Origin of the sequence: Ruegeria spongiae, from assembly GCF_023502395.1 — a bacterium.
Taxonomy (GTDB): domain Bacteria; phylum Pseudomonadota; class Alphaproteobacteria; order Rhodobacterales; family Rhodobacteraceae; genus Ruegeria_C; species Ruegeria_C spongiae.
This window is the reverse complement of record NZ_JAMFMB010000016.1, coordinates 1-11,564: the sequence shown is the minus strand read 5'-3', so window position 1 is coordinate 11,564 and position 11,564 is coordinate 1. Positions and strand designations below refer to the sequence as shown.

At 60.0% G+C, this 11,564-nt stretch carries 12 protein-coding genes; 4 read left to right on the top strand and 8 right to left on the bottom strand.

Annotation, left to right across the window (positions count from 1 at the left end; translation table 11 throughout):
- Together M3P21_RS13185 and M3P21_RS13180 are read right to left on the bottom strand one after the other, a co-directional pair.
- On the bottom strand, positions 1-1,746 hold the full coding sequence (locus M3P21_RS13185; protein ID WP_249710532.1) for a sensor histidine kinase: 1,746 nt from the start codon (positions 1,744-1,746) through the stop codon (positions 1-3).
- Positions 1,743-2,447 (bottom strand): response regulator transcription factor, encoded by a 705-nt coding sequence (locus M3P21_RS13180; RefSeq protein ID WP_249710531.1) that lies wholly within the window; start codon positions 2,445-2,447, stop codon positions 1,743-1,745. Before M3P21_RS13180 ends, M3P21_RS13185 begins: the two co-directional genes overlap by 4 nt.
- 338 nt (positions 2,448-2,785) lie before the next feature.
- On the opposite strand from M3P21_RS13180, the gene M3P21_RS13175 reads away from it, so the two are divergent.
- The 3 genes from M3P21_RS13175 to M3P21_RS13165 all read left to right on the top strand — a co-directional run bounded on the left by M3P21_RS13175 (position 2,786) and on the right by M3P21_RS13165 (position 5,883).
- Positions 2,786-4,384, top strand: a complete 1,599-nt coding sequence (locus M3P21_RS13175; RefSeq protein ID WP_249710530.1) for a phosphoenolpyruvate carboxykinase — start codon at positions 2,786-2,788, stop codon at positions 4,382-4,384.
- A 539-nt stretch (positions 4,385-4,923) separates the two neighbouring features.
- Positions 4,924-5,304 (top strand): hypothetical protein, encoded by a 381-nt coding sequence (locus M3P21_RS13170; RefSeq protein ID WP_249710529.1) that lies wholly within the window; start codon positions 4,924-4,926, stop codon positions 5,302-5,304.
- Between the two features lie 24 nt (positions 5,305-5,328).
- Positions 5,329-5,883: a hypothetical protein gene (locus M3P21_RS13165; RefSeq protein ID WP_249710528.1), complete on the top strand. Its 555-nt coding sequence runs from the start codon at positions 5,329-5,331 to the stop codon at positions 5,881-5,883.
- A 4-nt stretch (positions 5,884-5,887) separates the two neighbouring features.
- Here M3P21_RS13165 and M3P21_RS13160 read toward each other — a convergent pair whose 3' ends face one another.
- Complete coding sequence (locus M3P21_RS13160; RefSeq protein WP_249710527.1) at positions 5,888-6,655, bottom strand: sulfite exporter TauE/SafE family protein; 768 nt, start codon at positions 6,653-6,655, stop codon at positions 5,888-5,890.
- Between the two features lie 143 nt (positions 6,656-6,798).
- Here M3P21_RS13160 and M3P21_RS13155 point away from each other — a divergent pair, with 143 nt between their 5' ends.
- Positions 6,799-8,490, top strand: a complete 1,692-nt coding sequence (locus tag M3P21_RS13155; protein WP_249710526.1) for an acyl-CoA dehydrogenase family protein — start codon at positions 6,799-6,801, stop codon at positions 8,488-8,490.
- A gap of 142 nt (positions 8,491-8,632) precedes the next feature.
- On the opposite strand, the gene rplP is transcribed toward M3P21_RS13155, so the two are convergent.
- The 5 genes from rplP to rplB are packed head-to-tail and all read right to left on the bottom strand — an operon-like array spanning position 8,633 to position 11,277.
- Entirely contained in the window at positions 8,633-9,046 is a 414-nt protein-coding gene (gene rplP / locus M3P21_RS13150; RefSeq protein ID WP_249710524.1) for a 50S ribosomal protein L16, read from the bottom strand.
- A 12-nt stretch (positions 9,047-9,058) separates the two neighbouring features.
- Positions 9,059-9,769 (bottom strand): 30S ribosomal protein S3, encoded by a 711-nt coding sequence (gene rpsC, locus M3P21_RS13145; protein ID WP_249710522.1) that lies wholly within the window; start codon positions 9,767-9,769, stop codon positions 9,059-9,061.
- On the bottom strand, positions 9,769-10,149 hold the full coding sequence (gene rplV, locus M3P21_RS13140; RefSeq protein ID WP_249710520.1) for a 50S ribosomal protein L22: 381 nt from the start codon (positions 10,147-10,149) through the stop codon (positions 9,769-9,771). The genes rpsC and rplV overlap by 1 nt, the downstream gene beginning before the upstream one ends.
- A gap of 3 nt (positions 10,150-10,152) precedes the next feature.
- Positions 10,153-10,431 (bottom strand): 30S ribosomal protein S19, encoded by a 279-nt coding sequence (rpsS, locus tag M3P21_RS13135; protein WP_008207545.1) that lies wholly within the window; start codon positions 10,429-10,431, stop codon positions 10,153-10,155.
- Between the two features lie 3 nt (positions 10,432-10,434).
- Positions 10,435-11,277: a 50S ribosomal protein L2 gene (rplB, locus tag M3P21_RS13130; protein ID WP_249710518.1), complete on the bottom strand. Its 843-nt coding sequence runs from the start codon at positions 11,275-11,277 to the stop codon at positions 10,435-10,437.
- Positions 11,278-11,564 lie beyond the last annotated feature (287 nt).

The following is an 11,564-nucleotide window of genomic DNA, read 5'->3' as shown; positions in this document are numbered from 1 at the left end:
TCAGACCGGCAGGCCCACGACGAACCGCGCGCCCAGAGGCTCGGAGGTGATATCGGCCTCGGTCGGGCGGATGTTCTCGGCCCAGATCACACCGCCATGCGCCTCGACGATCTGCTTCGAGATCGCCAGCCCGAGACCGGAATTGTTGCCGAAATGCTCTTCGGGGCGTTGCGAGTAGAATCGTTTGAAGATCTTGCTCAGCGCCTCGTCGGGAATACCCGGCCCGGTATCCTCGACCACGATCAGCACGCGGTTCGATCTATGCCGGGCCCAGACCCGGATCGCGTCACCTTCGTCGCAGAAGGAAATGGCGTTGGTGATCAGGTTCACGAAAACCTGCGCCAGCCGCGCCTCAAGCCCCAGTACAAAGATCGGCTCTGACGGCATGTCGACGAAATAATCGACGCCCTTGGCGCGGGCATCCTCGCCCAGATACTGGTTCAGATTGCCCAGCATGGTCATCAGGTCGAAGGCCTGCTCTTCTTCCTTGACCAGTTCGGCATCCAACCGCGAGGCGTTGGAGATGTCGCTGACAAGGCGGTCCAATCGCCGAACGTCATGTTCAATCACATCAAGGAGTTTGGCACGCTGATCCTCGCGCTTGATCATGCGCATGGTGCCCACCGCCGATTGCAGGCTGGCCAGCGGGTTCTTGATCTCATGCGCCACATCCGCCGCGAACTGCTCGTTGCTGTCAATCCGGCTGTAGAGCGCGCCGACCATGCCGCGCAACGCGCCGCTGAGCCGCCCGATCTCGTCCGGGCGCGCGGTCAGATCGGGAATGCGGATGCGCCCGGGGTTGATCTTGCGGGTATCCCGGTCACGGCCCAATTCCGCCGCTGCGGCCAGATCGGCAAGCGGGTTTGCGATGGTCGAGGCCAACACAAGGCTGAGCCCGATCGAGACCAGCAAGGCCACCAAGAACATCTGCAGCACGCGTTCGCGTTCCTGGCGTGCCAGCGCGTCGATCTCGCCTGCAGGGCTGAGCATTACCACCAGACCCACCGGTGTCGTGCCCTGCAGAACCGGTGTTGCTGCGGCAACAACCGTCCCGCCCTGCGCATCAATCAACGTGTCGACGCGGGTGCCCTGTGACAGCGCCGCAGGCAGCAGCCTGCGCAATTGCAGTTCGACATCGGGGGCGACCACTTTGGGCGCCTGTGCAAATACCGACGAAACCAATCCCCAGACCGCCGCCAGCGTATCGCTGATCACTGTCTGACCCTGCTGTTTTGCCTGCGCTTCGGGGGACAGTTCAACAGCCTTGGCGCGACCCACCAGCCGCTCAGTGGCGTCATACACCAGCACCTCAACCCCCGGACGCAGGCTGAGCCCGGCCAGGGTATCCTCGACATCGACCCCGCCCCGGCTGGCCAGATTCACCGCGAAACCGTCAGGCAGTTGGACCTCGAACACGTCGGCGACCAGCTGCGCTTCGCCAACCAGCGCGCTGGCGCGCTGCTGGACAAGCCCGTTCCGCGAGTCGTTGAGATACAGGATACCGGCGACCAGAATGATCAGCGCCAGCAGGTTGAAGGTGATGATCTTGCGCGTCAACGGCGAGCTGCGCAGCGCAAACAGGCTGCGTCTTGACCGTTTGACGCGCAGTTCCTGCGACACATCATCATTGGGGGTGACCCAGTCATCCCCAAGCACAATGTCGCCACGGAGTTTCGGCTCAGGCGCCCCTGAATCGCCCACGATGCCCCCCAATCTTGGGACCCGGACCGTCGTCAAGAAGGTCATTCTTCGTTATATCTGTACCCGATGCCGTAAAGCGTCTCAATCGCGGTGAAATCGTTATCCGCCGTCCGCATCTTCTTGCGCAGCCGCTTGATATGGCTGTCGATGGTCCGGTCATCCACATAGACCTGATCATCATAGGCGACGTCCATCAACTGATCGCGGCTCTTCACGAAGCCGGGCCGTTGTGCCAGTGCCTGCAGCAGCAGGAACTCGGTCACCGTCAGTGAGACATCCTTGCCCTTCCAGGTGACCGCGTGGCGCAGCGGGTCCATCCGCAGCTGACCGCGTTCCATCACCTTGGCCTCGACCGGCGCGTCGCCCGCCTCGTCTCCCGCGATCGCATCCTGACGGCGCAGCAGCGCGCGGATTCGTTCGACCAGCAGACGCTGCGAAAACGGTTTTTTCACATAGTCATCCGCGCCCATACGCAGGCCCAGAACCTCGTCGATCTCATCATCCTTCGAGGTCAGAAAGATCACCGGCATCTGCGACTTCTGACGTAGCCTCTGCAACAGGTCCATGCCATCCATCCGTGGCATCTTGATGTCCAGCACCGCCATATCCGGCAGTTTCTTGTTGAACGCATCAAGCGCGGCTTGACCATCATTGTAGGTCTCGACCTCGAACCCTTCGGCCTCAAGGGTCATGGACACCGAGGTCAGGATGTTCCGGTCGTCATCTACAAGCGCAATTTTCGACATGGTATTGTCCCTACTCTGCTCTGCATTGCCTTTTTTTCTTACCTTCATGGCCGTTTTGACGGCCCGAATCAATCAATAAGTGCGAATCACTCAGGCCTTTCACGTGACGGGTTGCAAAAAAGCGGTCCCGTAAGCCGCATGTTGCAGTGCCGTAAAGTCACGCCCCGGATGGTTGCGCTAAACTCAAACTTGGTTGCGCTAACTAGGGGCTGGCCACCTGTTCATGCCCCAAAGCCCCGTGTTAAGACCGCCCATGCCGGACAAACTACCGGTGAATTCGCCCACTTAGCGCGCAGGCGCTCGCATGGCCCCCCGGGCCACCACAGGAGACTGAACGAATGACATCTGGACGGGTTAACCCGCAATTCCGCCTCGAAGATCAGGGCATCGAGGGTCTGGGCAATGTCTATTACAACTTCATGGAGCCCGCGCTGATCGAAGAAGCGCTCAAGCGCGGCGAAGGCACGCTGGGCAATGGCGGGGCCTTTCTGGTCACCACTGGCAAGTTCACCGGCCGCTCGCCCAAGGACAAGCATGTGGTCAAGACCGACAGCGTTGCCGAGGGTATCTGGTGGGACAACAACGCCGCCATGACCCCCGAAGGCTTCGACGCGCTGCATGCCGACATGCTGGAACACATGAAGGGCCGCGACTATTTCGTTCAGGATCTGGTCGGCGGCGCTGATCCGGCCCACTCGATCAATGTGCGCATGATCACCGAGATGGCCTGGCACAACCTGTTCATCCGCCACCTGCTGCGCCGTCCCGACCGCGAGGACCTGAACGAGTTCGTGGCTGATTTCACGGTCATCAACTGCCCCAGCTTCCAGGCCGATCCAGAGCGTCACAATTGCCGCTCGGAAACCGTCATCGCGATGAATTTCGACAAGAAGACCATTCTGATCGGCGGCACAGAATATGCGGGCGAGAACAAGAAATCGGTCTTCACGCTGCTGAACTACATGTTGCCGGAAAAAGGCATCATGCCGATGCACTGCTCGGCCAACCACGCCAATGGCAACCCTGTCGACACCGCCGTCTTCTTCGGCCTGAGTGGCACCGGCAAGACGACCCTGTCGGCCGACCCCGGGCGCACGCTGATCGGTGATGACGAACATGGCTGGTCCGACCGCGGCACCTTCAACTTCGAAGGCGGCTGCTATGCCAAGACCATTAACCTGAGCCCCGAGGCCGAGCCCGAGATCTACGCAACTACCTCGAAATTCGGCACCGTGATCGAGAACATGGTGTTCGATCCCGAGACCAAGGAACTGGATTTCGACGACGACTCGCTGACCGCAAACATGCGTTGCGCCTACCCGCTGGAGTATATCTCGAACGCGTCCAGCAGCGCCCTGGGCGGACATCCCAAGAACATTATCATGCTGACCTGCGACGCCTTCGGTGTGCTGCCGCCGATCGCCCGGCTGACCCCGGCGCAGGCGATGTATCACTTCCTGTCAGGCTTCACCTCGAAAGTGGCCGGAACCGAGCGGGGTGTGACCGAACCGCAGCCGACTTTCTCGACCTGTTTCGGCGCCCCCTTCATGCCCCGCCGCCCCGAGGTCTATGGCAACCTGCTGCGCGAAAAGATCGCCCAGCATGGCGCCACCTGCTGGCTGGTCAACACCGGCTGGACCGGTGGTGCCTATGGTGTGGGTTCACGCATGCCGATCCGAGCCACCCGTGCCCTGCTGACCGCAGCGCTCGACGGCTCGCTGACCGAGGTGGAATTCCGCAAGGACTCGAATTTTGGCTTTGACGTGCCGGTTTCCGCGCCTGGCGTGGCCGAGGTCCTGCTGGACCCGCGCCGAACCTGGGACGATCAGGCCGCGTTCGACAAGCAGGCCGCCAAACTGGTGCAGATGTTTGCCGACAATTTCGAACAATACCTGCCCTTCATCGACGATGACGTCAAAGCCGTCTCGATCAGCTGACCCGTTCGGCGGTACGACAATGATAGATCTCGCCTATATGCGAGGTTTGTTTCAGGAACGGGCGTCCGGTAACCCGGACGCCTTTTTGCGACAGGGCGCGAGGATGTCGCCTGGACGGCGATGGGGACACACACGCTGGCCGGGCAGTACAGCGGCAAGGCCCTGAATGGCCGCAGACAGTACAATCAAAATTGCTGGGTGATGCATTTCGATGCCGACAGGCAGATTCGCAATTTGACGGCCCATCTGGATTCAGCTTTGATTAAATCTGCATTCGAAGAAAGCGAATAAAACGTGCCCCTAGGTCCACGCGATGCAGGTTGACGCAACGGCAAGTGTTACTGGACCTGAAATGCGCGCGAGTTATGTAACATTTTAATTGCTGCAATGACCTTTTTGGACATATTGTCGCTATGATCGGAAAAGCCCGGCGCAGCTTTGCACCGGGCGACACAGTAAAAAGGGCTTTTGGCTGCCGCCACTCACTCACGGGCAGCCCCAAGTATGCAAACACTAAGAAAATATCACGTGGTGTCAATATGACACCTGAGGATTTTCAATCCGCCGGGCTGGAATTCCGACAGGCCCGGACCAGTATTCATTCGGAACAGGTAGCGACGCAGGCAATGATGGAAATTTCAAAACTGGCTGAACTGAGGAAACTTCTGCAAAGCATGGAGCGATCACTGGGCCTGCAGGAGCTCTCACCGGTCGAGCGCGATGTCTATTACGCGGCAAGCGAGATCTCGAAATCCGACGAAGAGGTGCGGACGGTCCTGCTGATCGAACACAGTCTGTTGCAAACGGTGTCGCGCCCGACATTCTTCCGGGCGCTCAAATCACTGGTGAACAAGGGGTACCTGTCGCAGGGACGGGCCTCGAACCGGGGCCGGTACTTGGTCCACCAACCCAGGACCTGATCACCCGGAAACCTCGGACATTTCATGTTGCGTGCCAGATTGAGCGAAGCACTGGTGGCTTCAACGGCGTATTTTGTGGCTTATCTGGTGACGTTTCAGATATTGATGCCGCTTCAGAACGCGTTTTTTCCCGCCTATCCCAGTCAGGCCAGCCTGCTGTTCCTGCCGCACGGCGTCCGCGTTCTGAGTGCGTGGCTGTTGGGATGGCGGGCGATCCCCGCCCTTCTGCCCGGCGTGTTTCTGGTCTTTCTTCATGCCGGTGGCTTGAACGTGTTCATGCCCAGCCGCCTTGCTGCGATCGCCATCGCGGTCACGGTGGTCCCGGTTGTTTTTTACGCCCTGAAGGCCGCCGGTTGGGATCTGTTCCCGCGCGCCGACAAAGACCCCTGCTGGACCTGTATCATGGGGGTGGGCGTGGTGACCTCACTGCTGATCTCAGGCCTTACCAACATGGTGTTCGGCAGCGCCACCGCCGAATACATTGCCTTTCTGATCGGTGATGTCGCCGGGCTGTTCTTTCTGATGCTGGGACTTCTATATTTTTTCCGGTTCTTCGGCAATCGCAGCCCCAAGGCCTGACAACCTAACCCATCAGCGCGCGTCGCAGCAGGTTCAGCCCAGCCACAAGCAGCACGATCAGGGTCAGCTTGCGGAACATGTTCTGATCGATCCGGTCCTGCCACCGCCCACCCAGCCACATGCCGGCCACAGCGGGCAAAATCAGCATCAGCGACAGCGGCAGGGTCTCGGCCCGCAGCACGCCCGAACCCAGATGCGCCAGCGCCAGCGCCACCGCGCCCAACCCATAGATCACGCCCTGAATCCGCATCTGGTCACGCTTGGGCGTATTAAGCGCGGTCAGATACGCCACGGTCGGCGGCCCCCAGACACCCGACATGCCCCCGACACTGCCCGCGAATGCCCCCACCGCTGCTTCGGTGCGCGATGAGGCACGATTCAACCTGAACCGGACCCCCAAAAGCTGCATCGCGGCAAAAACAACAACCGGAACCGCGATCAGCAGCAGAAAGATCGATGCAGGTATCCGCGTTACCAGTTGCGAGGTAACAAGCAGGCAGACCAGCCCGACCAGCAGGAACACCCGAAACCGCCGGATCGACCTGACCGCGGCCTCGGACCCCTGCCGCAGCGCTTGCATCCCGTTTGTCACAAGCGTCGGCAGGATCAGACCCGCCAGCGCCCAATCGGGCGGTAAAAAGGTGCTGAGCCCCGAAACAAAGATCATCGGCATCGCAAAACCCACCATGCCCTTGACCATCCCGGCCAGCATGGCGATAGCCAGAACCAACACGAATTCATAAGGCGACAAGATCGAAAAAAACGGCTCCATGCCGCCCCTCATATCACGTCCGCCGTTTGCTGCACTGCAAATAACGTCGCGCAACTATCGCACGATTCTTGAGGTTTCTGCGTATTTTTATTGCGCTGCACGTGCAAAGTGATATCACCGTGCGAAGCTAGGAGGAATCACATATGCCCCATGATGGACAGGATATTTCCGCGATGCAAAACACCGTTCTGATCCCCGACCTCCTTTCGGTCACCCGCGCAGCGCTCGCGCCCGTCGACACCGTTTTCGAACTGGCACGTGACCGCGTCCGCGCCACTGTCAGCGCCGATGGCCGGGTTTCCTCCGGCCTGATCGAAGCCAATCAGACCGCCGCCCACGGGCTGGCGTGGCTGGCGACCTATCACCAGTCACTGACCCAGATGCAGCGCTGGGCCGAGAAGCTGGACGGCGACGGCAAGTTCGGTGAATTGGAGCACCTGATCCACCAGATCGCGTTCGGGGAATACCTCTGGCAGATTTATGGCGGCATCCAGATGAACCAGGGCGAGGTTGTGCGTCTGCAGGATCTGGGCCTCAGCCAGGACGACATGCGCGCCATGATGACGGATGCGGTCATGACCCTGACCCAGACCGGCAACACCCAGGCTGCCCGCACCCGGCTGGTTGAGCTGATGCAGGACCAGACCGCCTCGGCCATGTTCGGCACCTCCGGGCTGGACGAAGAACTTGAGATGATCCGCGACCAGTTCCGCCGCTATGCCGCCGAAAAGGTCGAACCCTTTGCCCATGAGTGGCACCTCAAGGACGAGCTGATCCCGATCGAAGTGATCGAGGAACTGGCCGAGATGGGCGTCTTTGGTCTGACCATCCCCGAAGAGTTCGGCGGCTTCGGTCTGTCCAAAGCCTCGATGTGCGTGGTCTCGGAAGAGCTGTCGCGCGGCTATATTGGCGTCGGCTCTCTGGGCACCCGTTCCGAAATTGCCGCCGAGTTGATCATCGCAGGAGGCACCGACGAGCAAAAGGCCAACTGGCTGCCCAAGATTGCCAGCGCCGAGATCCTGCCGACCGCTGTCTTCACCGAACCCAATACCGGTTCCGACCTGGGTTCCCTGCGCACCCGCGCGGTCAAGGACGAAAACGGCAACTACCAGATCACCGGCAACAAGACCTGGATCACCCATGCCGCGCGCACCCATGTGATGACGCTGCTGGCGCGCACCGATCCGGCCACCAAGGACCATCGCGGGTTGTCCATGTTCCTGGCCGAAAAGACACCGGGCAGCGTCGACGAGCCCTTCCCCACCCCCGGCATGACCGGCGGCGAGATCGAGGTTCTGGGCTATCGCGGCATGAAAGAATACGAGTTGGGCTTCGACGGGTTCGAGGTCAAGGGCGAGAACCTGCTGGGCGGCGAAGAGGGCAAAGGTTTCAAACAGTTGATGGAGACGTTTGAATCCGCCCGCATTCAGACTGCCGCCCGTGCCATCGGCGTGGCGCAATGCGCGCTGGACATCGCCATGCAATATGCTCAGGACCGCAAGCAGTTCGGCAAGTCGCTGATCGACTTCCCCCGCGTATCGTCCAAGCTGGCCATGATGGCGGTCGAGATCATGATCGCGCGGCAGCTGACCTATTTCTCGGCCTGGGAAAAAGACCACGGCCACCGCTGCGATCTTGAGGCCGGCATGGCCAAACTGCTGGGCGCCCGCGTGGCCTGGGCGGCGGCGGATAACGGTTTGCAAATCCACGGCGGCAACGGCTTTGCGCTGGAATACAAGATCAGCCGCGTGTTGTGCGACGCCCGCATCCTGAACATCTTTGAAGGGGCGGCTGAGATTCAGGCGCAGGTCATCGCCCGCCGTCTGTTGGGCTGACCTTCTCAAATTCAATTCTGCTATATGGGCTGCATCGACGATGCGGCCCTTTTTTCGTCCCGACCTGCAAACAAGAAAAAACCCCCGCCAGTGTCCCGGCGGGGGTTTGATTGTCAAGTATGGGTGCCGCGCACCCAACACGTTACCAGTCTTCGCGAACCACGACGCGGGTCTTGATCGGCAGTTTCATCGCTGCAAGGCGCAGGGCCTCGCGGGCGATGTCGTCATCGACGCCGTCGATCTCGAACATCACGCGGCCGGGCTTGACCTTTGCCGCCCAGAAATCCACGGAACCTTTACCTTTACCCATCCGGACTTCGGTCGGTTTCGAGGTCACGGGGGTATCCGGGAAGATCCGGATCCAGACGCGGCCCTGGCGTTTCATGTGACGGGTCATCGCACGACGTGCAGCTTCGATCTGACGTGCGGTCACACGCTCGGGCTGCAGCGCTTTCAGACCATAGGCCCCAAAGTTCAGATCAGAGCCGCCCTTGGCTTCGCCCTTGATCCGGCCTTTGTGCATCTTGCGGAATTTAGTACGCTTTGGTTGAAGCATCTCATTGTCTCCTTAGCGACGACCGCCACCAGCACCACGAGGTGCAGGGCCGTCCTGGAGTTCCTGTGCTTTACGGTCACGTGCCTGGGGATCGTGCTCCATGATCTCACCTTTGAAGATCCAGACCTTGATCCCGATGATCCCGTAGGGGGTCATCGCTTCGGCATGTGCGTAATCGATGTCGGCACGCAGGGTGTGCAGAGGCACGCGGCCTTCGCGATACCACTCGGTCCGTGCGATTTCAGCGCCGCCCAGACGACCAGCGACGTTCACCCGGATACCCAGGGCGCCCATGCGCATGGCGTTCTGAACCGACCGTTTCATCGCGCGGCGGAACGACACCCGACGCTCGAGCTGCTGAGCGATGGACTCGGCAACCAGCTGCGCGTCAAGCTCGGGCTTGCGCACTTCGACGATGTTCAGGTGCAACTCGCTGTCGGTCATCGACGAGATCTTCTTGCGGAGAACCTCGATATCGGCGCCTTTCTTGCCAATGATGACACCCGGACGCGCGGTGTGGATCGTCACGCGGCACTTTTTGTGCGGACGTTCGATGATCACACGGGCGATGCCCGCCTGCTTGCACTCATCCTTGATGAACTCGCGGATTTTCAGATCTTCCAGCAGAAGATCACCGTAGTCCTTGGTGTCGGCGTACCAGCGGCTGTCCCAGGTACGGTTGACCTGAAGGCGCATGCCGATCGGATTTACTTTATGACCCATTAGGCTTGCTCCTCAACTTGACGCACCTTGATGGTGATCTCCGAAAACGGCTTCATGATCTTGCCGAACCGGCCACGTGCCCGCGGACGACCGCGTTTCAGGACCAGGTTCTTGCCAACCCATGCTTCGGCGACGATCAATTCGTCCACGTCCAGGTTGTGGTTGTTTTCGGCGTTGGCGATGGCGGACTGAAGGCATTTCTTCACATCCTGCGCGACCCGCTTGTTCGAGAAGGTCAGGTCCGTCAGGGCCTTTTCCACCTTCTTGCCACGGATCATCTGTGCCACCAGGTTCAGTTTCTGCGGGCTGGTACGAAGCATGCGGGTTTTCGCCATTGCTTCGTTGTCTGCCACGCGGCGGGGGTTCTTATCCTTGCCCATGACTTACTTCCGCTTCGCTTTTTTGTCGGCGGCATGGCCATAATAGGTCCGGGTCGGCGAATACTCACCGAACTTCTGACCGATCATGTCTTCCGAGACGTTGACGGGGATATGCTTGTGACCGTTATAGACACCAAAGGTCAGACCCACGAACTGGGGCAGAATGGTGGAACGGCGCGACCAGATCTTGATCACTTCATTGCGGCCCGACTCGCGCGCAGCTTCGGCTTTCTTAAGCACATAGCTGTCGACGAAAGGACCTTTCCATACAGAGCGAGACATCTGTTAACGCCCCTTCTTCTTGGCGTGGCGCGAGCGGATGATCAGCTTTTGCGACGCTTTGTTCTTGTTGCGAGTGCGCTTGCCCTTGGTCGGCTTGCCCCATGGGGTCACCGGGTGACGACCACCCGAGGTCCGGCCTTCACCACCACCATGCGGGTGGTCGATCGGGTTCATGACAACACCACGGACCGACGGGCGCACGCCCTTGTGGCGCATACGACCGGCTTTACCGTAGTTCTGGTTCGAGTTGTCGGGGTTCGACACGGCACCAACGGTGGCCATGCATTCCTGACGCACCATGCGCAGTTCACCCGAGCTGAGGCGGATCTGGGCGTAGCCACCGTCGCGGCCCACGAACTGGGCATAGGTGCCTGCGGCACGCGCGATCTGACCACCCTTGCCGGGCTTCATCTCGATGTTGTGGATGATGGTACCGATCGGCATGCCCGAGAACGGCATTGCGTTGCCCGGCTTGATGTCGGCTTTCTGGCTGGCGACAACCTTGTCACCAACGGCCAGACGCTGAGGAGCGAGGATATAGGCCTGCTCGCCATCGTCATATTTGACCAATGCGATGAAGGCTGTCCGGTTCGGGTCGTATTCGATCCGTTCTACGGTTGCCGCAACATCGAATTTGTTCCGTTTGAAGTCAACGATCCGGTAGAGGCGTTTTGCGCCACCGCCGCGACGACGTGATGTGATACGTCCGGTGTTGTTCCGGCCGCCCGATTTCGTCAGACCCTCCGTGAGGGATTTGACGGGACGTCCTTTGTACAGCTCCGAACGGTCGATCAGCACCAGCCCGCGCTGGCCCGGCGTCGTCGGCTTATACGACTTGAGTGCCATGCTTTCTGTCTTCCGTTTAGCGTGCAGGCCCTTAGGTTTTTGTCTTTGGACCCGCTATGTTAAAGCCCCCCGCCCGCTTGTTTCCGAAGGAAACGCACTACTAGGGTTGCCTGAGATATAGGGCCCCGAAGGTCCCCGTTTGACAAATATCAGAGGCCCCGGAACGAATCCGAGGCCACAATATTGCGCGGACGTAGCAGGGTTGGGGGTGGGTGTCTATAGGAACACCCCAATTAAGTGCGACACAATCACATCGATACCTTCTTGACTAGGCTCTGGACCCGTTA

Excerpts from the sequence above, each read along its gene's own strand:
- M3P21_RS13185 (WP_249710532.1), bottom strand. The coding sequence starts at position 1,746 with ATGACCTTCTTGACGACGGTCCGGGTCCCAAGATTGGGGGGCATCGTG.
- M3P21_RS13180 (WP_249710531.1), bottom strand. The coding sequence starts at position 2,447 with ATGTCGAAAATTGCGCTTGTAGATGACGACCGGAACATCCTGACCTCG.
- M3P21_RS13175 (WP_249710530.1), top strand. The coding sequence starts at position 2,786 with ATGACATCTGGACGGGTTAACCCGCAATTCCGCCTCGAAGATCAGGGC.
- M3P21_RS13170 (WP_249710529.1), top strand. The coding sequence starts at position 4,924 with ATGACACCTGAGGATTTTCAATCCGCCGGGCTGGAATTCCGACAGGCC.
- M3P21_RS13165 (WP_249710528.1), top strand. The coding sequence starts at position 5,329 with ATGTTGCGTGCCAGATTGAGCGAAGCACTGGTGGCTTCAACGGCGTAT.
- M3P21_RS13160 (WP_249710527.1), bottom strand. The coding sequence starts at position 6,655 with ATGGAGCCGTTTTTTTCGATCTTGTCGCCTTATGAATTCGTGTTGGTT.
- M3P21_RS13155 (WP_249710526.1), top strand. The coding sequence starts at position 6,799 with ATGCCCCATGATGGACAGGATATTTCCGCGATGCAAAACACCGTTCTG.
- rplP (WP_249710524.1), bottom strand. The coding sequence starts at position 9,046 with ATGCTTCAACCAAAGCGTACTAAATTCCGCAAGATGCACAAAGGCCGG.
- rpsC (WP_249710522.1), bottom strand. The coding sequence starts at position 9,769 with ATGGGTCATAAAGTAAATCCGATCGGCATGCGCCTTCAGGTCAACCGT.
- rplV (WP_249710520.1), bottom strand. The coding sequence starts at position 10,149 with ATGGGCAAGGATAAGAACCCCCGCCGCGTGGCAGACAACGAAGCAATG.
- rpsS (WP_008207545.1), bottom strand. The coding sequence starts at position 10,431 with ATGTCTCGCTCTGTATGGAAAGGTCCTTTCGTCGACAGCTATGTGCTT.
- rplB (WP_249710518.1), bottom strand. The coding sequence starts at position 11,277 with ATGGCACTCAAGTCGTATAAGCCGACGACGCCGGGCCAGCGCGGGCTG.